The organism is Streptomyces sp. NPDC002926, from assembly GCF_053591755.1.
The window spans coordinates 231,617-254,062 of record NZ_JBSFUK010000002.1 but is presented as its reverse complement, the minus strand read 5'-3'; the positions used below and the strand labels follow the sequence as shown (position 1 = coordinate 254,062).

The 22,446-nt window shown below is 67.1% G+C and carries 20 protein-coding genes; 10 read left to right on the top strand and 10 right to left on the bottom strand.

What is annotated here, in order from left to right:
• Positions 1 to 212: 212 nt before the first annotated feature.
• Positions 213 to 1,997: a chromosomal replication initiator protein DnaA gene (gene dnaA / locus ACWDZ6_RS04445; protein ID WP_451501630.1), complete on the bottom strand. Its 1,785-nt coding sequence runs from the start codon at positions 1,995 to 1,997 to the stop codon at positions 213 to 215.
• Positions 1,998 to 2,362: 365 nt separating this feature from the next.
• Here dnaA and rpmH point away from each other — a divergent pair, with 365 nt between their 5' ends.
• The 9 genes from rpmH to ACWDZ6_RS04400 all read left to right on the top strand — a co-directional run bounded on the left by rpmH (position 2,363) and on the right by ACWDZ6_RS04400 (position 9,236).
• Complete coding sequence (gene rpmH / locus ACWDZ6_RS04440) at positions 2,363 to 2,500, top strand: 50S ribosomal protein L34 (protein WP_006381191.1); 138 nt, start codon at positions 2,363 to 2,365, stop codon at positions 2,498 to 2,500.
• 18 nt (positions 2,501 to 2,518) lie between these two features.
• The gene (gene rnpA, locus ACWDZ6_RS04435; protein ID WP_326651147.1) at positions 2,519 to 2,890 is read left to right on the top strand and encodes a ribonuclease P protein component; all 372 of its coding nucleotides are present in this window, start codon (positions 2,519 to 2,521) and stop codon (positions 2,888 to 2,890) included.
• Complete coding sequence (gene yidD, locus ACWDZ6_RS04430) at positions 2,887 to 3,246, top strand: membrane protein insertion efficiency factor YidD (protein ID WP_351453947.1); 360 nt, start codon at positions 2,887 to 2,889, stop codon at positions 3,244 to 3,246. Before rnpA ends, yidD begins: the two co-directional genes overlap by 4 nt.
• Before the next feature lie 3 nt (positions 3,247 to 3,249).
• Entirely contained in the window at positions 3,250 to 4,515 is a 1,266-nt protein-coding gene (yidC, locus tag ACWDZ6_RS04425) for a membrane protein insertase YidC (protein WP_451501629.1), read from the top strand.
• Positions 4,516 to 4,533: 18 nt separating this feature from the next.
• Entirely contained in the window at positions 4,534 to 5,046 is a 513-nt protein-coding gene (locus ACWDZ6_RS04420; RefSeq protein WP_366731416.1) for a Jag family protein, read from the top strand.
• 113 nt (positions 5,047 to 5,159) lie between these two features.
• Positions 5,160 to 5,876, top strand: a complete 717-nt coding sequence (rsmG, locus tag ACWDZ6_RS04415; RefSeq protein WP_451501628.1) for a 16S rRNA (guanine(527)-N(7))-methyltransferase RsmG — start codon at positions 5,160 to 5,162, stop codon at positions 5,874 to 5,876.
• A gap of 265 nt (positions 5,877 to 6,141) precedes the next feature.
• Positions 6,142 to 7,218, top strand: a complete 1,077-nt coding sequence (locus ACWDZ6_RS04410) for a ParA family protein (protein ID WP_366731414.1) — start codon at positions 6,142 to 6,144, stop codon at positions 7,216 to 7,218.
• Entirely contained in the window at positions 7,215 to 8,312 is a 1,098-nt protein-coding gene (locus ACWDZ6_RS04405; RefSeq protein WP_451501627.1) for a ParB/RepB/Spo0J family partition protein, read from the top strand. Before ACWDZ6_RS04410 ends, ACWDZ6_RS04405 begins: the two co-directional genes overlap by 4 nt.
• Positions 8,313 to 8,618: 306 nt before the next feature.
• Positions 8,619 to 9,236: a GNAT family N-acetyltransferase gene (locus ACWDZ6_RS04400; RefSeq protein WP_326651139.1), complete on the top strand. Its 618-nt coding sequence runs from the start codon at positions 8,619 to 8,621 to the stop codon at positions 9,234 to 9,236.
• Positions 9,237 to 9,311: 75 nt separating this feature from the next.
• Here the strand turns inward: ACWDZ6_RS04400 and trxA are convergent, their stop codons facing one another.
• From trxA to ACWDZ6_RS04365, 7 genes are all read right to left on the bottom strand, one after another.
• On the bottom strand, positions 9,312 to 9,644 hold the full coding sequence (gene trxA / locus ACWDZ6_RS04395; RefSeq protein ID WP_142214727.1) for a thioredoxin: 333 nt from the start codon (positions 9,642 to 9,644) through the stop codon (positions 9,312 to 9,314).
• Positions 9,645 to 9,697: 53 nt separating this feature from the next.
• Positions 9,698 to 10,672: a thioredoxin-disulfide reductase gene (gene trxB / locus ACWDZ6_RS04390; RefSeq protein WP_366731411.1), complete on the bottom strand. Its 975-nt coding sequence runs from the start codon at positions 10,670 to 10,672 to the stop codon at positions 9,698 to 9,700.
• A 126-nt stretch (positions 10,673 to 10,798) separates the two neighbouring features.
• Positions 10,799 to 11,701, bottom strand: a complete 903-nt coding sequence (locus ACWDZ6_RS04385) for a zf-HC2 domain-containing protein (RefSeq protein ID WP_451501626.1) — start codon at positions 11,699 to 11,701, stop codon at positions 10,799 to 10,801.
• Complete coding sequence (gene sigM / locus ACWDZ6_RS04380; RefSeq protein WP_326651135.1) at positions 11,698 to 12,402, bottom strand: RNA polymerase sigma factor SigM; 705 nt, start codon at positions 12,400 to 12,402, stop codon at positions 11,698 to 11,700. The genes ACWDZ6_RS04385 and sigM overlap by 4 nt, the downstream gene beginning before the upstream one ends.
• Positions 12,403 to 12,427: 25 nt before the next feature.
• Positions 12,428 to 14,128 carry a protein kinase family protein gene (locus ACWDZ6_RS04375; RefSeq protein ID WP_451501625.1) on the bottom strand — a complete coding sequence of 567 codons (1,701 nt, stop codon included), beginning with the start codon at positions 14,126 to 14,128 and terminating at the stop codon, positions 12,428 to 12,430.
• 118 nt (positions 14,129 to 14,246) lie between these two features.
• Positions 14,247 to 16,400, bottom strand: coding sequence for a murein biosynthesis integral membrane protein MurJ (gene murJ, locus ACWDZ6_RS04370; RefSeq protein ID WP_451501624.1), 2,154 nt, complete (start codon positions 16,398 to 16,400; stop codon positions 14,247 to 14,249).
• 45 nt (positions 16,401 to 16,445) lie between these two features.
• Positions 16,446 to 18,782, bottom strand: coding sequence for a DUF6049 family protein (locus ACWDZ6_RS04365; RefSeq protein ID WP_451501623.1), 2,337 nt, complete (start codon positions 18,780 to 18,782; stop codon positions 16,446 to 16,448).
• 182 nt (positions 18,783 to 18,964) lie between these two features.
• Between ACWDZ6_RS04365 and ACWDZ6_RS04360 the strand changes: the two genes are divergently transcribed.
• Entirely contained in the window at positions 18,965 to 20,413 is a 1,449-nt protein-coding gene (locus ACWDZ6_RS04360) for a CCA tRNA nucleotidyltransferase (protein ID WP_451501622.1), read from the top strand.
• Positions 20,414 to 20,504: 91 nt separating this feature from the next.
• Here ACWDZ6_RS04360 and ACWDZ6_RS04355 read toward each other — a convergent pair whose 3' ends face one another.
• Both ACWDZ6_RS04355 and ACWDZ6_RS04350 read right to left on the bottom strand, forming a co-directional pair.
• Positions 20,505 to 21,074, bottom strand: a complete 570-nt coding sequence (locus tag ACWDZ6_RS04355) for an LppU/SCO3897 family protein (RefSeq protein WP_451501621.1) — start codon at positions 21,072 to 21,074, stop codon at positions 20,505 to 20,507.
• Between the two features lie 50 nt (positions 21,075 to 21,124).
• A complete protein-coding gene (locus ACWDZ6_RS04350) occupies positions 21,125 to 22,393 on the bottom strand; it encodes an MFS transporter (RefSeq protein ID WP_451501620.1) in 1,269 nt (422 codons plus the stop codon).
• Between the last annotated feature and the right edge of the window lie 53 nt (positions 22,394 to 22,446).

Here is a 22,446-nt window from a genome sequence, read left to right as displayed (position 1 = left end):
GGCAACCGCCCCTGTGGATGCAATCTGGACAACTTCCCAGTCCCCAGGCTGTGGATGGAAGATCGTCCCCAGATCTGTGGAGAACGCGCCCCGCGGCGGCGTATTCGAACACCGCACATCCGCGGGGCGGCTGCGGAACGCAGAAAGGGCGCCCCGGGATTTCGTCCCGGAGCGCCCTCGAAGGCCTCTTCAGTGGTTGCTGTGCCGGCCTGTCAGCCGTTCTTGATGCGGTTGGTGAGCTCGGTGACCTGGTTGTAGATGGAGCGCCGCTCGGCCATCAGCGCACGGATCTTGCGGTCCGCATGCATCACGGTCGTGTGGTCGCGGCCGCCGAACTGCGCACCGATCTTCGGCAGCGACAGGTCGGTGAGCTCACGGCAGAGGTACATGGCGATCTGGCGTGCCGTCACCAGCACCCGGCTGCGCGAGGATCCGCAGAGATCCTCCACCGTCAGACCGAAGTAGTCGGCGGTCGCCGCCATGATCGCACTGGCGGTGATCTCGGGGGCCGAGTCTTCCCCACCCGGGATCAAGTCCTTCAGGACGATCTCGGTGAGCCCGAGGTCCACCGGCTGCCGGTTGAGTGACGCGAACGCAGTCACCCGGATCAGCGCACCCTCCAGCTCGCGGATATTGCGGGAGATCCGCGAGGCGATGAACTCCAGCACCTCCGGCGGAGCGTTGAGCTGCTCCTGCACCGCCTTCTTGCGCAGGATGGCGATCCGCGTCTCCAGCTCCGGCGGCTGTACGTCGGTGGTCAGACCCCACTCGAAGCGGTTCCGAAGCCGGTCCTCCAGCGTCACCAGCTGCTTGGGCGGCCGGTCGGAGGAGAGCACGATCTGCTTGTTGGCGTTGTGGAGCGTATTGAACGTATGGAAGAACTCCTCCTGCGTCGACTCCTTGCTCGCCAGGAACTGGATGTCGTCGACCAGCAGGATGTCCACATCGCGGTAGCGCTTGCGGAAGGTGTCACCCTTGCCGTCGCGGATCGAGTTGATGAACTCGTTCGTGAACTCCTCGGAGCTGACATACCGCACCCGCGTGCCGGGGTAGAGGCTGCGCGCGTAGTGCCCGATGGCATGCAGCAGGTGGGTCTTTCCGAGTCCCGACTCCCCGTAGATGAAGAGGGGGTTGTACGCCTTGGCCGGCGCCTCGGCGACCGCGACGGCCGCGGCGTGCGCGAACCGGTTGGACGCACCGATGACGAAGGTGTCGAAGAGATACTTCGGGTTGAGGCGGGCTTGCGGCTCACCGGGACGGGGCGCCGGCGACGGCTGCGCGCCCAGCGGTCCGGGTGCTCCTCCGGGAGCGCCGCGGTGCGGGGCCTGGCGCTCAGGCAGCTCGTGCCGCTCCGGTCGCTGCTGCTCGTACTGCTGGCGCTCGGGCGGTTGCGGCTGCCGGTAGTCGTGCTGCGGCTGGCGCGGCCGGGAGGTCGCGTACGGCTCGCGCCATTGCTCCGCGGACGGCTCGCGGTCCTGGAAGCCGCCGAGACGCGGCTGCTGCCAGGACAGGTCCTCCTGGGTACGCGGCCAGGCGCCGGGTTCCGGTCGCTGCTGCTGGTGCTGCTGGTATTCGGGGTAGGCAGGGCGGACGGTGGGCAGTCCGTCGTCGCCGGGCCGGTGCCCGTAGCCCTCGTAAGGGTCGTTCTGGCGGGGTTCGTCGTGCTGTCCCTGGTAGCGGGGCGCCTGCTGCTGTTGCGCCGGCGTCTGCGGGGCCGGCTCGCCCACCGAGTCGTCGACGGTGATGGCGATTCGGATCGGACGTCCGCACTCACGGCTGAGGGTCTCGCTGATCAATGGGGCGAGCCGGCCTTCGAGGACGCGCTTGCCCCATTCATTGGGAACGGCGAGAAGAGCGGTGTCGGCCACCAGCGCGAGGGGCTGGCAGCGCTCGATCCACTGCTTGTCCTTGGGTTCGATGCCCTGCTGGCCCTCCGCGAGGAGCTGCTCCAGCACTCGTGGCCACACTGCGGCAAGATCGGCAGGTACGTCAGCCACAAGGCACGCTCTCTCACAGGTCCCTTCCCACGAATGTGTGGTTCTCGGGACGGGATGGGAAGACAGGCAGGAAAGGACTTGGAGTTCAGCCACGGTAGTCAGGCCGGGCCGCGCGGTACAAGTTGTTGTCCACAGCCTGTGCATAGTGGACCCCGTCATGGGGCTGGTTTGACCGGATGGCGTAGCCGCGCGTACCGTGACCAGGTCGAGTTGTCGATGGCTGCTGCCGCCTGCCTCCGATGGGCAAAGATCACGGTCTGTGATCGTGAAGCGGTGCACTCGGGCGTATACGCGAGCTACTCGTGGGCGCACGGTGACAGCCAGGCGATGTCCCGCCATCTACGAATCATTTCTGGAGCCCCCGAGTGAGCAAGCGCACCTTCCAGCCGAACAACCGTCGTCGTGCCAAGACCCACGGCTTCCGTCTGCGCATGCGTACCCGTGCCGGCCGCGCGATTCTTGCGAACCGCCGTGGCAAGGGTCGCGCCAGCCTGTCCGCCTGATCGCTTACAGGTCATGACGTGCTGCCTACCGAGAATCGGCTGAGGCGGCGCGAGGACTTCGCGACCGCGGTACGCCGGGGACGCAGGGCCGGTCGCCCGCTCCTCGTCGTCCATCTACACAGCGGTGCAACGGACCCGCACGCGCCTGGGGAGAGCGCTCCCCCGACGTGTGCGGGTTTCGTCGTGAGCAAGGCCGTGGGCGGCGCAGTCGTACGCAACAAGGTCAAGCGGAGACTGCGCCACCTGATACGGGAACGGCTCCCCGAGCTGCCCCCCGGTAGCCTGGTGGTCGTACGGGCGCTGCCCGGTGCGGGCGACGCCGCTTATGAACAGCTGGCCCGAGACCTGGATGCCGCCCTCCAGCGGCTGCTGGGAGGGGGCGCGCGATGAAGTACCCGCTGCTGGCTCTGATCAAGTTGTACCAGTGGACGATCAGCCCGCTGCTGGGCCCTGTCTGCAGGTATTACCCGTCGTGTTCTCACTACGGATATACAGCCATCGACCGGCATGGCGCGGTCAAGGGCACCGTGCTGACCGCCTGGCGCATCCTGCGATGCAATCCATGGTCGCCGGGTGGCGTGGACCATGTGCCGCCGCGCAAGCATCCGCGTTGGCACGAACTGCTGCGTGATGCCTTGCGTGGCAGCAAGGGCGGGCACTCCGCCGCCGATGTGCCTCCCCGGGAGTCGGCCCCCGAACCCCCGAGTCCGGCAGCAGAGACCTCGCCAAATGCTCAAGGAGCCTGATTAGTGGACACGATTGCCAGTCTCTTCAGCTTTATCACCACACCTGTTTCGTGGGTCATCGTCCAGTTCCACACCGTCTACGGGGCGCTCTTCGGCCCCAACACGGGCTGGGCCTGGGGACTGTCCATCGTGTCGCTGGTGATCCTCATCCGGATCTGTCTGATCCCGCTCTTTGTGAAGCAGATCAAGTCGACCCGGAACATGCAGGCGCTCCAGCCGAAGATGAAGGCGATCCAGGAGCGCTACAAGAGCGACAAGCAGCGTCAGTCCGAAGAGATGATGAAGCTGTACAAGGAGACGGGCACCAACCCGCTCTCCTCGTGTCTTCCGATCCTCGCGCAGTCGCCGTTCTTCTTCGCTCTGTACCACGTGCTCTCCAGCATCGCCTCGGGCAAGACCATCGGCGTCATCAATGAGTCGCTGCTGGACAGTGCGCGACAGGCACACATCTTCGGTGCCCCGCTTGCGTCGAAGTTCACGGACAGTACGTCGGAGGTCGCTGCCCTCGGTGCCTCGCTGACCGATGTGCGCATTGTCACCGCGGTCATGATCATCATGATGTCGGCGTCGCAGTTCTACACGCAGCGCCAGCTGATGCAGAAGAACGTCGACCTGACGGTCAAGACGCCGTACATGCAGCAGCAGAAGATGCTGATGTACATCTTCCCGGTCATCTTCGCCGTGATGGGTATCAACTTCCCCGTCGGTGTCCTCATCTACTGGCTGACCACCAACGTGTGGACCATGGGCCAGCAGATGTTCGTGATCAACCAGAACCCGACGCCGGGCAGCAAGGCTCAGGACCACTACCTGCAGCGTCTGCTGAAGGGCGTGACCGTTCACAGCGAGGTCAAGTCGCGGCGGAAGCGGAACGTGATCCAGGCGATCGTGGCCAAGGGCCCGGACCGCAACGAGAACGAGCGCCGGTTCATCTCTGGGCTTGCCAAAGCGGGCTTCGCCGCTCAGGCCGACGGCACGGTGACCAAGAGCGACGTCGCCGAGGCCGAGGCCGAGGGCGGCGCCGCTCAGAGGCGGCAGCAGCCCAAGCGCCAGACCAAGGCGAAGCGTCAGTCCGCCGCTGCCCACCCGGGCGCGGTGAAGGACACTGATGCTGATGCCGCCGACTCGGCCTCGAAGCCTTCGCTGCAGAAGGACACCCCGCAGGACGCCAAACCGGGCAAGCCTGCCTCAGGCTCCGCACGCCAGCAGCCCAAGTCCGGACAGCGCAAGGGCCAGCAGCGGCCCAAGCACCCGTCGTCCAAGAAGTAAGCAAGAAGGAGTCCATCCGTGACGGAAGGCACCATCTCCGCCCCCGCCGAGAGTGGCGACACCCTGACCCGCCTCGAGCAGGAAGGGGAGATCGCGGCCGACTACCTCGAGGGTCTGCTCGACATCGCCGATCTTGACGGTGACATCGACATGGACGTCGAGGCGGACCGGGCAGCGGTCTCGATCATCAGCGACCGGGGCAGCCGGGATCTGCAGAAGCTCGTGGGCCGCGACGGCGAGGTCCTGGAGGCTCTCCAGGAGCTGACGCGGCTCGCTGTGCACCGGGAGACCGGGGACCGGAGCCGGCTGATGCTGGATATCGCGGGCTTCCGGGCCAAGAAGCGCACGGAGCTCGCCGAGCTGGGCGCAAAGGCAGCCGACGAGGTGAAGAGCACCGGTGAGCCGGTGAAGCTGGACCCGATGACGCCCTTCGAGCGCAAGGTTGTGCATGACGCGGTCGCCGCCGCGGGTCTGCGCAGTGAGTCCGAGGGCGAGGAGCCGCAGCGCTTCGTCGTCGTACTCCCGGCCTGACCTCGATCGTTTCCTCGGCCCCGTCTGTTCGCAGGCGGGGCCGATCTTTGTCAGCCTGATAGTCAGCCATCACAGTCCACATTGCGACAGTGCGGTACGGAAGGACGGTTCCCGTGACGGAGGAAGCAGAGCTTCCCCAGGCGCCCGAAGAGGCGCGGACGGTATTCGGAGAGGTGTTTCCGGAGGCCGTGCGGTACGCGGAGCTGCTCGCTGACGTGGGAGTGAAGCGCGGCCTGATCGGTCCCCGTGAGGTGCCGCGACTGTGGGAGCGACATCTGCTGAACTGCGCGGTGCTCTCCGAGGTAGTGCCCGCGGGCGTCACGGTCTGCGATGTCGGCTCGGGGGCGGGGCTCCCGGGCATTCCGCTGGCGCTGGTACGGCCGGACCTGAAGATCACGCTCCTCGAACCGCTGCTGCGGCGGACGAACTTCCTCCAGGAAGTGGTCGAACTGCTCGGCCTGGACCATGTGACCGTCGTCCGGGGCCGAGCCGAGGAGGTGCTCGGCAAGCTGCCTCCCGTGCATGTGGTGACGGCGCGCGCTGTGGCGCCGCTGGACCGGCTGGCGGGTTGGGGAGTGCCTTTGCTGCGTCCGTACGGAGAGATGCTCGCACTTAAGGGCGACACCGCGGAGGAGGAACTCCAGGGGGCCCGGGCTGCGCTGAGCAAGCTCGGTGTGGTGGAGACCTCAGTGCTGCACGTCGGTGAGGGGATCGTCGACCCGCTCTCCACTGTGGTGCGTGTGGAAGTCGGAGAGAGTCCCGGCGGAGTGCGCTTCGCGGCGAAGCGGGCCAAGGCTGCCCGGACCAGTCGTACCCGGCGGCGTCGCTGATCCGTACAGTCCGTACTGTCTATCAGCGATGCTCCATACAAGCTGCCATACGTACGCATTTCGGAGTGTCGTGCGGCTGTAGTCCTGCGGCGAGTGCATCGTGTTTCACGTGAAACGTCGCTCACTGCTGCAGGGAATCATCAGCCGCGGCCGTGCTGCCGCCCCGATGCGGGACCGGAAGCCCCTCTTGAGGGCTACGGAATTGTCCACAGAGGTGGATTCCTCCACAGAACCAGGGGCCTCGCTGGTTCACGACCCCGAAAGCATGGCAGGCTCTGCTCATTGCGAGCCTGAAGTCGAGGAGAGTGAATCCTTGCGGTCCGACGCCAACATCGCGGGACCGATGACCGATCCGGTCCCCGGTCCCCGTACCGAGTCATCGGGGGAGGATGTTTCACGTGAAACACCGCCCCCGATGGACGACACCCCCATTGGCCGTGCTGCCCAGCTGGCCGTGGAGGCGCTGGGGCGTGCCGGTGAGGGTCTGCCCCGACCTGAGCACACACGCATCATGGTGGTCGCCAATCAGAAGGGCGGCGTGGGCAAGACCACTACTACGGTCAACCTCGCCGCCTCACTCGCGCTGCACGGCGCGCGCGTTCTGGTAGTGGACCTGGATCCACAGGGCAACGCCTCCACGGCGCTGGGGATCGATCACCACGCCGAAGTCCCCTCGATCTATGACGTCCTGGTGGAGAGCAGACCGCTCTCCGAGGTGGTCCAACCCGTCCCGGATGTCGAAGGTCTCTTCTGCGCCCCCGCCACCATCGATCTCGCCGGTGCGGAGATCGAGCTGGTGTCGCTGGTGGCGCGGGAGAGCCGACTGCAGCGGGCGATCCAGGCCTATGAGCAGCCGTTGGACTACATCCTCATCGACTGCCCGCCGTCGCTCGGTCTGCTGACCGTCAATGCCCTGGTCGCCGGCGCTGAGGTCCTGATCCCCATCCAGTGCGAGTACTACGCACTGGAGGGTCTGGGCCAGCTGCTGCGGAACGTGGATCTGGTGCGCGGTCATCTCAACCCGGACCTGCATGTCTCGACGATCCTGCTCACCATGTACGACGGCAGGACCCGGCTCGCTTCCCAGGTGGCCGACGAGGTGCGCAGCCACTTCGGCACCGAGGTGCTGCGGACGAGCATCCCGCGCTCGGTGCGGATCTCGGAGGCGCCGAGCTACGGACAGACGGTGCTGACCTACGATCCGGGTTCCAGTGGATCCCTGTCGTATCTTGAGGCGGCCCGTGAGATCGCGCTGCGGGGGGTCGGGATCCACTACGACCCGCAGCATGCCCAGGTGGGCAGCCAGAACAGCCAGCAGAACATGTCGGAGGGGATCCAGTGAGCGAGCGACGTAGAGGATTGGGGCGTGGGCTGGGTGCGCTGATCCCTGCCGCTCCCCAGGAGAAGACGGTGCCCCCTTCCGGGGCCTCGAACCCTCCGGGAGCGGCTCCGGTGCTGACCGCGGAACGTGGTGTGGCGGCGGCGAAGGTGACCACACTGCCCAACGCTTCCCCTCCGCCGGAGGCGATCACGCCTGTGCCCGAACCGGAGGCTGTACCGCAGCCGGTGGAGCCGGCCGGCGCACACTTCGCCGAGTTGCCGATCGACACCATCACGCCCAACCCGCGCCAGCCGCGTGAAGTGTTCGACGAGGACGCTCTTGCGGAGCTGGTCACCTCCATCAAAGAAGTGGGGCTTCTCCAGCCTGTTGTCGTCAGGCAGTCGGGGCCTGAGCGCTATGAGCTCATCATGGGCGAGCGCCGGTGGCGGGCCTGCCGCGAGGCGGGTCTCGAGAGAATTCCTGCGATTGTCCGGCACACGGACGACGAGAAGCTCCTTCTGGACGCACTGCTCGAGAACCTGCACCGTGCCCAACTGAACCCGCTGGAGGAGGCTGCCGCCTACGACCAGCTGCTCAAGGACTTCAACTGCACGCACGACCAGCTGGCCGACCGGATCGGTCGCTCGCGTCCGCAGGTGTCCAACACGTTGCGTCTGTTGCGCCTCTCGCCTCCCGTCCAGCGCAGGGTCGCTGCGGGAGTGCTGTCGGCCGGTCATGCGCGGGCGCTGCTCTCGGTGGAGGACTCCGAGGAGCAGGACCGGCTTGCGCACCGGATCGTCGCCGAGGGGCTCTCGGTGCGTGCGGTCGAAGAGATCGTGACCCTGATCAACTCGAACCCCAAGAGCACGTCCAAGCCGAAGAGTCCGCGGGCCGGTGCCCGTCTGTCGCCGGCGCTCACCGACCTGGCTTCACGGCTCTCGGACCGGTTCGAGACCCGAGTGAAGGTCGACCTCGGTCAGAAGAAGGGCAAGATCGTTGTCGAGTTCGCGTCGATAGACGATCTGGAGAGGATTCTTGGCACCCTCGCCCCAGGCGAGGGACGAGTCCTGGAGCAGGGACTCGACGAGGAGCCCGTTGAGGGCGACGAGGGCTGAGGCCTTCCGCAGTGCCGCCAGGGGCGGGCCGTGTCCGATGGTTGGAGGAACACGGCCTGCCCTTTGCCGTCGCGCGGTACCCGTGCCGGGGCTGGGTGGATACGATGCGTTCTGGTATAGCGCATCCACCTTGATCCACCTCAGAGGGAGGGCGGGGGCTATGCGATCGGTAAGCCGCAGCCGGCTGGTGACAGCCGGCTTGGGCCTGGGGGCAGTGGGCGGGTTTGTCAGCAGCCTGCTCCGTGAGAGGAGCGCGCTGGCAGCCGCTCGTAGCGCGGCAGGCGAGGGAAGTGAGGAATGGCCTTCATGGGGCGTCGGCTCGCACCACTCACGCTGGACAACCTTTCGGACCTTCCCAAGCGGTGTCGTGCGTGTGTCTTCTGGGAGCTTGATCCAGTCAGTGGAGAAGCCGCGGTAAAGGCGGGAACCCCAGGCCTGGAGAAAGAGGCCTGGATCTCGGCTGTGCTGCTCGAGTGGGGATCCTGCGGCAGGGTCGTCTACGTTGACGAGGTACCGGTCGGCTTCGTTCTCTACGCGCCTCCGGCGTATGTGCCGCGCTCCACGGCGTTTCCGACGAGCCCTGTTTCACCGGACGCCGTGCAGCTGATGACTGCCTGGATCATGCCGGGGTATCAGGGGCAGGGGCTGGGGCGGGTGATGGTGCAGACCGTCGCCAAGGATCTACTGCGGCGTGGCTTCCGGGCAATCGAGGCGTTCGGTGATGCCCGCTGGAAGGAGCCCGCCTGTGTGCTGCCCGCCGACCATCTGCTGGCCGTGGGCTTCAAGACCGTGCGTCCCCATCCGACGTACCCCCGGTTGAGGCTGGAACTGCGGACCACGCTCTCCTGGAAGGAAGACGTGGAGTTGGCGTTGGACCGGCTGCTCGGCGCTGTTCAGAAGGAGCCGGTGCTCCGGCCGTTGTGAGTATGAACGCGAGAATGGGCTCATCCGCGTGAGGGATGAGCCCATTCGTGTTTCACGTGAAACAGCGGCGCGGTACTACTCGCCGATGAAGCCCTCGAGGTCGCGGACGATCGCGGCCTTCGGCTTCGCACCGACGATCGTCTTGGCAACCTCGCCGTTCTGGTAGACGTTCAGCGTCGGGATGGACATGACCCCGTACTTGGCAGCGGTGGCCGGGTTCTCGTCGATGTTGAGCTTCACAATCTCGATCTTGTCGCCGTGCTCGGCTGCGATGGCCTCGAGGGACGGCGCGATCTGGCGGCAGGGGCCGCACCAGGCGGCCCAGAAGTCGACCAGTACGGGCTTGTCGCTCTTGAGGACATCCTCTTCGAAGGTGTCATCGGTCACGTTCTTCAGGGCGCCGGCCACGGCGGCCTCCTTACATCATTGCGGGAGTGTGAGGGGGATGGTGCAGGGCGGGGTCAGACCGCGGAAGTCTTCTCCGGCTCGGCGGCGTTCTCGCCGTCGGAGAGCGCAGAGAGGAAGCGCTCAGCGTCCAGGGCGGCGGAACAGCCTGTGCCGGCGGCGGTGATGGCCTGACGGTAGGTGTGGTCGACGACATCACCTGCTCCGAAGACACCGGTCAGATTGGTACGCGTCGACGGCGCCTCGACCTGCAGGTAGCCCTCGTCGTCCAGATCGAGCTGGCCCTTGAAGAGCTCGGTGCGCGGGTCGTGGCCCACGGCGATGAACAGTCCTGTCACAGGAAGTTCAGAAGTCTCGGCGGTCTTGGTGTTGCGCAGGGTCAGACCGGAGAGCTTCTGCTCGCCGTGGATCGTGGCGACCTCGCTGTCCCAGGCGAACGAGATCTTCGGGTCGGCGAAGGCGCGGTCCTGCATGGCCTTGGAGGCGCGCAGGGTGTCGCGGCGGTGGACGATGGTGACGGACTTGGCGAAGCGGGAGAGGAAGGTGGCCTCTTCCATCGCGGTGTCACCGCCGCCGATCACAGCGATGTCCTGGTCCTTGAAGAAGAAGCCGTCACAGGTCGCGCACCACGAGACGCCGCGTCCGGAGAGCGCGTCCTCGTTCGGCAGACCGAGCTTGCGGTGCTGCGAACCTGTGGTGACGATTACGGACTTGGCACGGTGAACGGTGCCTGCCGTGTCAGTGACGGTCTTGATCTCGCCCGTGAGGTCGACGGAGATGACATCGTCCGGGACCAGCTCGGCACCGAAGCGCTCAGCCTGTGCGCGCATGTTGTCCATCAGGTCCGGGCCCATGATGCCGTCGCGGAAGCCGGGGAAGTTCTCCACCTCCGTCGTGTTCATCAGTGCACCGCCGGCGGTGACGGCCCCCTCGAACACCAGCGGCTGCAACGATGCGCGCGCGGTGTACAGCGCGGCCGTGTAGCCGGCGGGCCCGGAGCCGATGATGATCACGTTACGGACGTCGCTCACGGGTTGTTTCCTCGTTTCTGCGGACTGCCTGCTGCCTACGGGGGCCGGTTCAATGACTCTCACCCCACCCAACGGATCCTACGGGGCTTGCATTCCCGGTACGTCCGAGTGGCGCAGAGGGGTGTGTCAGCGGCGAGGATAGGTGTTCGTCAGCAGCAGCTTGCCAGTCGGCGCGGGGGCGGTGTCGACGCAGGCGGCGTCGATCACATATGCCTGGACCCGACCGCTGTCCGTGGGGTGAGGCAGGACCACGAGGTAGGCATTACTGCCCCCGTACTGACCTCGCTCGAAGGCGATCGGAGCATCAGTCCGGCCGGTGCCCTTCTGGATGCAGGGCGGCACAGCCACTTCCGGCTTGCGCTTGGGCGAGACGGGGGTGGACTCGGTGTCGAGAGACGGCCCCTTCTCCATCCTGGGCTCCCCCTGACGGGGGCTGGTGGCGACCAGAGCCTTCACGCGGCCCTGGAGTCCGGGCTCGGAGAAGTCGTGGGTGCCACCGGCAGCGGAGCTGACGCTTGACTCCTTCTTCGCGGCGTCTGCGCTGTTGTCGCTGGTGGACTGCAGGGACTGGAAGAGCACGACGCTGACGCCCACTGCGGCCGCGCTGAAGACGGCACCGAGGACGGCTGTGCGGCGCCGCCTTGTCTGGCGGCTGCGGCCGGGACCGGTGGCAGCGCGAGAGCGGCCCGCCGGCCGGTCGGCCGACGTGATGTCCGTCTGCTGAGCAACGGGTGCTGTTTCACGTGAAACATCTGTGGCTTCGTCGGGCGCTGTGGCGTCCAGAAGAGCCTCGGCGGCCAGAGCGGCGTCGATACGACCGGCGATGTCGGCAGGCATCCGTTGCGCTCCGGGAAGCGTGCCGAGCAGCCCACGGATCTCCTCAAGCGATGTACGTACATCCGCGCACAGGGGACACCCGTCGAGATGCTGTCGCACATCGGCCGTACGCTCCGGAGGGAGAAGACCTTCGGTGAGGTCGGAGATCTCCGAAACGTCAGGGTGCTGAGCCGTGTCGGCTGTGGATGTCACGCGCGCCCACCTCCGCCCTTCACAGCTGCAGGGTCATTCGGCCCTGCGTCCCTTTGTCCCGACGCCGGTGGGACGGATGTCCCCGGCGTCCGGTTCCTTCCCATGCTGACCTCGGTGTTATCCCCGGTGTCGCTCCGCAGATGAGTGAGCATGGGCAACAGCCGTGCCCGCCCACGCGCGCAGCGGCTCTTGACGGTCCCGGTGGGCACATCGAGGACGCGGGCCGCCTCCGCGACGGGGTAGCCCTGCATATCGACCAGCACCAGCGCGGCTCGCTGATCGACGGGAAGCTTCGCCAGCGCGGCCACTAGTTCGCGGTGGACATCCTTACGCTCGACCGGAGCCTCGGCGGACTCATGAGGCTCAAGGAGCTGCTCCAGTCTTTCGGTGTCGTCGACGGGGGAGGTTTTCCGCGAGGCAGCCTTGCGGGCCCGGTCGAGACAGGCGTTCACGGTGATGCGATGGAGCCAGGTGGTGACGGCGGACTGGCCGCGGAAGGTATGGGCGGCCCGGAAGGCGGAGACAAGAGCGTCCTGGACCGCGTCCGCAGCCTCCTCACGGTCGCCCAAAGTGCGCAGGGCGACGGCCCAGAGCCTGTCACGGTGGCGCCTTACCAGCTCACCGAAGGCATCCGGGTCCCCCGCGACGTGGCGTGCCAGAAGGTCCTGGTCGCTTGTGTCGCCGAGTGTCGCGTCGTCCAACGGTGAGCCCCCTCCCCTGATGCCGTCAGCTGGTGATCTTGATCTCCGAGACCTTGCCCCGGAAGTTGCCCTCGCCGCTCTGCGGCAGTTTGGTCAGCCAGACCAGAACGTACCGCGCCCGCACTGGCTCGCCGGGCTTGAGGGACACATTTGAACCGGATCCGTTGGCGACCTTCTTGAAGCCGTCGAGGGTTGTTGGCTCGGACGAGGCATCTTCGGACGCTGCCCGCAGTTCCACGGAGGTGTCTCCGCCGAGGAACGAGACGTCCACGGTGCCGACCTGCTGGACCTTGCCGAGATCGAGAATGATGCCGACGCCCGGCTTCAGCCGTCCGAAGTCCCCGCTCTGGAAGTAGCCGTCGGTGGTCCAGTAGGTCGCGGGGTCGCCGTCGTAGCTGTCCTTTATCCCGGCCGGTTTCTCGGAATGATCCCCGAACGGGTCGAAGTCACGGGCACCGGCGATGGCGACCGGCTTGCCGGAAGCGGGCGCGGCGTTCTTTTCGCCGCTGTCCGTCTGCGAGTTGCCCGGATCGCCCCGGTCCTTGTCGCGGTCGATCAGCTTGTCCGCCACCTGCCAGCTGCCCAGCCCCAGCGCGGCGATGAGAAGCGCGGCCACGGTCCACTTGAGGACCTTGCCGGTGCGGCTCTGGAGCGGTGCCGGAGGGGCGGGAACCGGCTGGGCAGCGTTTGTGCCCGGGCGGGGCGCAGGACGGGCGTAGTTGCCCTGCTGGTAGGTCGTGCGCTGGTACTCCGGTGGTGAGGCGAACGCCGGCTCCGGCGGCCGGATGCGCGGCATCGCTGCCACGGCCTTGGCCAGCTCGTCGGGCGTGGTGCACGGCGGCTCCTGGCGGGAGGCGGTGGCACCGTCGTTGACCAGGGCCCGCATGGCGAGTTCCGAGAGACCGCGGTGAACGCCGGCCCGCACCTGGTCGGGGGCGAGCAGCCCCACGCCCTTGGGCAGCCCGGAGAGGCCGTACGCGTCGTTCTCGTACGGCCACCGATGCGTCAGTGCCGCGTAGAGAAGCGCACCGATCGCCTCGGTGTCGGCGCGCTGCGGCCCCTCGGCGGTGATTCCGCGCAGAGCGGCGTTCACCGCGAGGCCGCGGATCCGGTACTGCCCGGTAGAGCTCCGCAGCACCGCGCCCGGAGTGAGCCTGAGGTGGGCAAGGCCCTCACGGTGCGCCGCGGCCATGGCCTGGGAGAGCTGGTCGACCAGCTGGTACGCGTCGTGAGGCTCCATGGGGCCCATGGCGAGCAGAGCCGTCAGCTCGGTCGCGTCCGGAATCCACTCATGGACGACGTAGACGAGATCGTTCTCTTCGACGGCATCCAGGACCTGTACGAATCGAGGGTCGCCGAGGAGCGCGGAGGAGCGGGCCGCCGCGAGCACGGAGCGCGCCCTCGGGTGATCGGCCGGGAGCAGATGCACTCCTACCGCACGACGCAACTTCTCGTCGACAGCACGCCAGCTGCTGAATCCGTCCAGACGGGTGACGCACTCCTCGAGGCGGTAGCGTCTGGCGAGCTTGTGGCCACTGTGCAGTTCGGGTGCCGCGATGGCGGGTTCGGTGTCCTGCCGTTCGCTGCCCGTGTCCGGTGCGGTCTTCTCCGCCGAGTTCTGGGATTCCGCCGCCCCGTCGGTCGTGGCCTTGTCCGCCTGCGCGGTCAGCGGTTCGTCTCCGCTGTTCTCGGCCACGTCGACGGCAGCCGTGCTACGTTCCGCCACCGTCGCTCCTGCCTCCCCATCCGTTGCGCCCTATCCAACAGCCATGCCAATTGTGCCCACAGTCGGCCGCTATGCACGACACACGGCGGCCGACGATGGTTGTGCGGTACTCGCTGCCCTAGCGTCCGAGGCGTCCACGGACCATGCCTACCAGGGCGTTGAGCTCGTCGATGCGCATTCGCTTCGCGGCGACGAAGAAGACGCCGAGCAGCACGGTTCCGCCGGCGACCAGCGCGACGAGCGAGCCTCCGGCGCCGTTGCCGAGCCCCTTCATGACGAAGAAGGCGACCGCGCCGCCGGCGATCGCCGCCGGGACGGAGGCCATGCCGAGCCGGGTGTACGTACGCATGATGCGGGAGCCGTCCAGGTCGCCGCCCAGCCGGTTCTTCAGCCGACGCCAGGCGACGCCCACGCCCACGGCGTAGGCGAGCCCGTAGGAGGCGCCCATACCCACAACCGCCCACTGGGGCGCCAGGACCGCGTAACAGAGCGCGGAGGCCGCTGCATTGACTCCGGCGACGATGACGGTGTTGTAGAAGGGCGTGCGGGTGTCCTCGTACGCGTAGAAGCCGCGCAGTACGACGTACTGCACGGAGAACGGGATGAGGCCGAGACCGAACGCCATGAGGATGAAGCCCATCCCCCGGGCGGACTCCAGGCCGCTGGAGGCGAACAGGAGAGTGGACATCGGGACGCCGAGGGCGAGGAATGCGAACGCGACCGGGACGATGGCGACCGCGGAGTTCCGCAGGCCCTGCGAGATGTCGTCGCGCACGGCCCCCGGGTCGTTGTCGTGGGCGGCGCGGGAGATGCGGGGCAGCAGGGCGGCCATCACCGAGACGGTGATGATGGCCTGCGGCATGCCCCAGATCAGCTGGGCGTTGGTGTAGGCGAGGATGCCGGCGCCCGACCTCCCGGAAGCCTCACCGGCGGCGGTGGCGAGCTGGGTAACGACCAGCACACCCGCCTGGTTGGCAAGAACGAACAGCACGGTCCACTTGGCCAGCTTGACCGTCTTGCCGAGCCCGTGGCCCTTCCAGTCGAAGCGGGGACGGAAGCGGAACCCTGTCTCGCGCAGATACGGGATCATCGACAGGGCCTGGACGACGAGACCGAGCAGGGTCCCGATGCCCAGCAGCCGGACACCCTCCGGCGGGATCGTCTGGACACCCATCTGGGATTCGGCAGAGGTGCCGTAGACCCAGATGAACAGGCCAAATGTGGCGATCATGACGATGTTGTTGAGGACCGGAGTCCACATCATCGCGCCGAACTTCCCACGTGCGTTGAGGATCTGGCCCATCACCACGTGTACGCCCATGAAGAATATCGTGGGCAGGCAGTACCGGGCGAAGGTCACAGCGACGCTGTTGGCCGCCGGTCTGCTGGCGATGGTGTCGGACATCAGATGGATGAGCAGTGGTGCCGCGAATACCGCGATGGCGACGATGATTCCGAGCGCCACCATGACGAGGGTGAGCAGACGGTTGGCGTAGGCCTCGCCGCCGTCCTCGTCGTTCTTCATCGAGCGCACCAGCTGCGGCACGAAGACGGAGTTGAGGCCGCCTCCAACAGTGAGGATGTAGATCATCGTCGGCAGGGTGTACGCCACGGTGTAGGTGTCACCGAGCAGTGAGGCGCCCAGCGCAGCGGTGATCACCAGGCTGCGTACGAAGCCGGTGAGTCGGGAGACCAGGGTGCCCGCCGCCATCACCGCGCTGGACTTCATCAGGCCGGAGACCCGGCCGCTCGCCTTCTTGGGGGCGGGCGTCGCCGGGATCGGCTCGGAATCGGGCGAGGGCTGACCGGAGGCCTGCTGGTCCCGGAAAAGGTGCGCGAACGCGTCAGGCTCCGGTTCCTCCTCGCCTGCTCGGGTGACCAAGTCGTCCACGCCCGTGAACTGGGTGGTGCCGGCGTTCTCCCCGTACGGGAGATGACGCGACGGTCCGGCGGGCTCGGGCGGCGGGGTCTGTGCCCAGACACGGGGGTCCGGGGCATGCTGCGGAGTCGGCGGCTGCTGGTACAGCGCCTGCGGCTCCGGATATGTGCCCGGAGCCGCAGGCGGCGGGTGCGAGGCGCGGTCGTAGAGCGCCTCGGCCACCGGGTCCTGGGCGGACAGATCCTGCGCCTGGTACGGATCACGGGCGTAGGCATCCTGGACGTACGGGTCCTGTGTGTACGGGTCCGGGGCAGGCTGCGGCGGCGGAGGAACCTGGTCCATCGGGTCTCCGCCCGCGCCCTGACCGCGGTCACCGTCGTACGGCGCGTTCATTGCTACCCCACCTCATCGTCCCCGGCCGGCCGGCCAAGACATCGCTCAACGGTCCACTTTCTCACCCGTGTCCGACGGGTCGCCGCTTTCCGGTCCGGTGTCCGGTGTCGGGTCACTCGCCTGCCCGGGATCGGGGCTGTCGATGTCACCTTCCGAGCCCTCAGTGCGCTCAGCAGCCTCTGGGTCCTCCGCGGCCGCCTCGCGGGCAGCCGCGCGCTTGCGCTGGCTGTACATCCTGACGCCTGCGAGGACGAGCAGCAGGACACCTCCCGCGATGACGAGCATCACAGTAGGTGTGATCTCGGATACCTTCACCGTGAACTCCATGGGCAGGCCGTACGGCTTGCCGTCCTCGGTGTAGAGCTGGGCCGTCATCTGCACAGGGCCGTTGGCGTTGGCCGAAGCGGCGAATTTCACCGACTGACTGTGGCCGCCCTCGACCTTGATCGGCTGCTCGGCGATGCCCTTGTCGTGGTCGAGGCTGAGGCGTGTGGGGTTGTCCGACTTCAGCCGCAGCACCAGATGGTCGATGCCCTGGACCAGCTTGTTCTGCACGGTGACCGGAATGGTCGCACTGCGCCCCGACAGGGTCACCTGCGACTTCTCGATCAGCTGCACCTCTTCGGTGAGGCTCTGCAGGTAGCTCCGCACACTGTCGCGGTACTGCTGGGCCGCCGCGGGGCTGCCGCGCCAGGACGTGGACATCTCCCGGTCGATTGCCCGTCCGAAGGGCGTCACCACCCGGTCCTGTGCGGTGAGGATGACCTTGAAGTTGTCCAGGGTGCTCTGTGTGGTCCTGATGTCCTGGAACGCCTGGCCCGGCAGCTCCTGCTTCCTCAGCTGACCGGGGTAGCGGGAGGAGGGCGGCACCCTGGTCGTGGCATCGGCGTCGGGCTTGGCGCCCGCAGCTGCGACCAGGTCGAGTGGCCGGGTCCACCGCTGAGCATTGAGGGCCTTCAGGGCGCCGGCCATGGATTGCGCCTGGGACGCCGTTGGCATCCGCTGCGGGGCGACGACGATGCTCCGCTCCTTGGCCGGGGCCTGCAGCGTCAGAGCGAGCGTCTGAGCGAGGAACTCCTGCACAGCGAGAGTGGAAGATCCGGTCGAGAGCATGTCGCCCTGGAAAGCGGTGGAGAGCCGGTCGTCGGCGACCACCGCCGTCGTCCCGCCGCCGATCGGCCGCGCCGAGCTGGGCGTGTACGACAGGTCGTCCCGCAGGCTGTCGCTGCGGGCGATCACCTTGTGGGCGCCGGCGGAGGTGGCGACATCGACGATCGAGGAGTCGATCGCTCCGTCCACCGGCCAGGCGAAGTCGACGGTCGGCTTCACATGGACGATCGTCTCCACCGTCGTCTCCGCGACTTCGGTGGCCGGCTGCAGATGGCTGAGCGAGCCGGAGACGTCCTTGCCGCGGTGTGCCAGGGACGCCAGATCAGGGTCGGCGAACGGCAGGGCGACGACTTTGCGCCCCTGCACTGCGGCTTCGACGGAGCGCAGCCACCGCTTGGCAAGGGCCTGGTTCTTTCCCGCGACTGTGGTGGTCCCGTTCTTGACCCGGTAGTTCCTTGTCATCGCATCGACGGTGGCCAGCAGATCCGGGTCGATGACCCAGGTCACGGGCAGATCGCTGCCGAGCGAGACGAGCTGCTCGAGTCGCCCGCCGGGGGCAAGTTCCCTGGCCAGAGTCTCGTCCTCGAAGACCGGGGTCTGCTGCTCGTCGGACCCTGTTTCCGAGGTGAGGTGCGTCGAAGAGATCAGCGGCCAAAGATAGGTGAACTGGGTTTTCTTCGCTGCGGCCTCGGGCTGCCAGGGCAGGAAGGTGCGCTCGATGCCCAGCACATGCTCGAAGGGCTCGGCCGGGGTCTGACCGGACAGGGACACACCGAGCTGGTAGACGCCGTCGTCGTCGAGCCCGAGCTCACTCACCGGGACCGACAGGGTGAAGTCGCGGCTGATGTGGGAGGGGAGCTTCGGGATCTTGACCGTGTATTTGGCGTCGACCGGCTCACCATCGATGCCCGAGGCATAGCCGGTCCGCGCGCCGACACGGTCGATGGCGGTCCTGCTGGACAGTGCCGGCCCCACCCGAAGATCGACCTGAGCGTCGGTGACGGTCTGCTTGCCTTTGTTGTACACCGAGCCGGAGATGGTGAGTGTGTCGCTCTTACCGGGGGCGACCGGTGTAAGAGTGTCGAGAGACACATCGACCGTGCGGGAGTTTGTGGCGGCGTCGGCGGTGTCGGCGGCATACGGAGAAGGGGCGGCAGGACCGCACAGCAGCCCGGCCACGAGCAGGGCGCCGGTGATCACGGAGGCTGTCCGTCGCAGCCACCGGCGGGCAGGAGAAGGACTCATCCCCTTGAAGTCTGCCGCCTTGGCCACGCGCTCGCCCGTCCCTCGTCGTCTGGTGCCTCTGGTTGCTTCTCGGTTCCTGCGTCCACGCATGGTAACGAGGTGCGCGGCTCCGAAGTGCCGCGGAGTGCCCCACATGATCGCAAGGGTGCTTCCGGTGCCGCCGGAAACAGGGGCGCTCCGGTCGGCCCGGGCACGTACCCTTTTCTGTTGTGCCGAATGCCAATGAAGACAACCCCACTGCACTGAGCCAGGTGCAACGCCGCGCGGTGAGTGAACTGCTGCGGGTGTCCCCTGTCGCCGACGACCTGGCCCGCCGCTTCCAGGAGGCCGGGTTCACCCTTGCCCTGGTCGGCGGCTCGGTCCGGGACGCACTGCTCGGCCGGCTCGGCAATGACCTGGACTTCACGACGGACGCCCGTCCCGAGGACGTACTGAAGATCGTCCGTCCGTGGGCGGACTCGGTGTGGGAGGTCGGGATCGCCTTCGGTACGGTCGGCTGCCAGAAGGACGGCTACCAGATCGAGGTCACCACTTATCGTTCGGAGGCGTACGACAGGACCTCGCGGAAGCCTGAGGTTTCCTACGGCGATTCGATCGAGGAAGACCTCGTACGCCGCGATTTCACTGTGAACGCGATGGCCGTGGCGCTGCCGGAGAAGGAGTTCATCGATCCGCACGGCGGTCTGGAGGATCTCGCCGCGTGTGTCCTGCGGACCCCCGGTACGCCCGAGGAGTCATTCTCCGACGACCCGCTGCGCATGATGCGGGCTGCGCGCTTCGCCGCGCAGTTGGACTTCGAGGTGGCGCCCGAGGTCGTGGCGGCGATGAAGGCGATGTCGGAGCGCATTGAGATCGTCTCCGCCGAACGGGTGCGAGAAGAGCTGAACAAGCTGATCCTTTGCGCGTATCCGCGCGAAGGGCTGGCGCTGCTCGTCGACACCGGTCTCGCGGACCATGTGCTGCCCGAACTGCCTTCGTTGCGTCTCGAGAGCGACGAGCACCACCGGCACAAGGATGTGTACGAGCACTCCCTGATCGTCCTGGAGCAGGCCATCGAACTGGAGGAGGAGGGCCCGGACCTCGTGCTGAGGTTGGCCGCGCTCTTCCATGACATCGGAAAGCCGCGGACGCGGCGCTTCGAGCAGGACGGCCGGGTCTCCTTCCATCACCACGAGGTGGTGGGCGCGAAGATGACCAAGAAGCGGATGACTGCGCTCAAGTACTCCAACGACATGGTCAAGGACGTCTCGCGGCTGGTCGAGCTGCATCTGCGCTTCCATGGGTACGGGGCCGGCGAGTGGACCGACTCGGCGGTGCGGCGGTACGTACGTGATGCGGGGCCGCTGCTGACCCGGTTGCACAAGCTGACTCGTTCGGATTGCACCACGCGCAACAAGCGCAAGGCGAGCGCCCTCTCCCGGGCCTACGACGGGCTGGAGCAGCGCATCGCGCAGCTTCAGGAGCAGGAGGAGTTGGATGCCATCAGGCCCGATCTGGACGGCAATCAGATCCAGGAGATCCTGGGCGTGGGTCCCGGGCCGGTGATCGGCAAGGCGTATGCGTTCCTGCTGGAGCTGCGGCTGGAGAACGGGCCGATGGGGCATGATGCTGCGGTCGCGGCGCTGAAGGAATGGTGGGCGGCCCAGGACGGAGCGTGAAACGGCGCCATGTTTCACGTGAAACATGGCGCCGCTTCGATACGCCGAGGGGCGGTGTTTCACGTGAAACACCGCCCCTCGGCGTATGTGGCTACTTCTTGATCTCGTTCAGGCAGAGCACGAATCGGGTGCCCGAGCTGCGCCTTCCCCCGCGTGTCTGCTCGACATAGCTGGCGTCGGACTTACCTTCGCAGCGCGTCGTGTCCGTCGTGTTGGGGAGGACCTCGACGACCTTGTAGGCAGCCTTGGAGTCGCCGCAGTCCACGACCTCAAGATCGGCGCTGGCCGTGGATCCGCTGCTCTTCATGCAGTCGCCGGCTTCCGCCTTGTCGGCGTCGTCCTGGCTCATGAAGTAGACGATCGCAAAGACGATCAGGGCTATGACGGCCACGATGATCTTCAGGATGGTCTTGGCGCCGAGGCCGCCGCCACCGGATGAGGGCGCCGGGGGCGGCGGTGCGCCCCACTGCTGCTGCGGAGGGTAGGGCTGCCCCTGCTGCTGAGGGTGGCCGTACCCCGGCTGAGGCTGCGGCGGGTAGGGCTGCTGTTGCTGCTGCGGATATCCGTAGCCGGGCTGCGGCGGGTATGGCTGCTGGGGTTGCTGTGCGTGCGGGGCAGGGTGTCCATACGCGCCTGAGCCCTGCTGCGGCGGATAAGTCATGCGGGTAGTCCCCCGTGAACGCTTGTGATCGTTTGTTTGACGCGGGCACGCTATAGCACCGTGCCAACACGGCTCCAACGGGCCATGGCTGCGGCGACAACCGCGTAAATGACCGCGACCACGACGACCAGGGGAACCGACCGGCCGTCAGGGGGCAGCATCAGCGCGGCGACTCCCGCGGCTCCCACGAAGGCGACGTTGAACAGCACGTCATAGAGGGAGAAGATCCTGCCGCGATAGGCGTCGTCCACTGATGTCTGCACCACGGTGTCCGTCGAGATCTTTGCGCCTTGGGTGATGAGCCCCAGGACGAACGCGGCGATCAGTATCGGTACAGGGGCGAACGGCAGCCCCAGCGCCGGTTCGAGAACGGCAGCCGTCCCCGCGCACCACACCATCCATCCGTACTGACCGACCCGGCCGACCGCCCACGGAGTCAGCACCGCCGCCGCGAAGAACCCCGCCCCCGAGATGCCGATGGCCAGACCGAGCAGCGCAAGTCCGTCCGACTCCGTGCCGGACCAGGCGTACCGGCAGAGCATCAGCGCCATCACCGTCAGCGCGCCGTAGCAGAAGCGCATCAGCGTCATCGCGGCCAGCACACGGGCTGCCCTGCGCCGCTCGGAGAGATGCCGCAGTCCGGCCACGAGACCATGCGCCGTTGATGCCAGCACGGCAGTCAGCCGTGGCTGCACCAACTCTTGCTCGGGGCCCAGCAGTTCACGTGCCATCCGTAGCGAGGCCAGTGCCGAGCAGAGGTATAGGGCAGAGCCGAGCAGCACCACCGCGGCATCGGAGTCCTCGGACACCAGCCGTACCGCGAAGGCGAGTCCGCCACCCGCGGTCGCGGCGAGGGTGCCGGCCGTGGGCGAGAGAGAGTTCGCCATGACGAGCCGGTCGGCGTCGACCACACGGGGCAGCGCGGCAGAGAGGCCGGCCAGCACAAAGCGGTTGACCGCTGTGACGGACAGGGCCGAGGCGTAGAAGAGCCAGTCGGGCGCCGAGGCCAGAATCAGCAGTGCGGTGCTGCTGGCCAGCAGGGCCCGCAGCAGATTCCCGTACAGGAGGATCTGACGGCGCTGCCAGCGGTCCAGCAGGACGCCGGCGAAGGGGCCGATCAGGGAGTACGGCAGGAGCAGCACGGCCATGGCGGAGGCGATCGCGGCCGGGGAGGTCTGTCTCTCCGGGGAGAAGACCACATACGCGGTGAGCGCCACCTGGTAGACGCCGTCGGCCGACTGGGAGAGCAGCCGGACCGTCAGCAGCCGGCGGAAGTCACTCAGGCGCAGGAGTACGCGCAGATCACGTACGACAGGCATGCGAGCAAGCGTCACATACGCGGAGGGTCCCCGGGCGGATTACCCGGGGACCC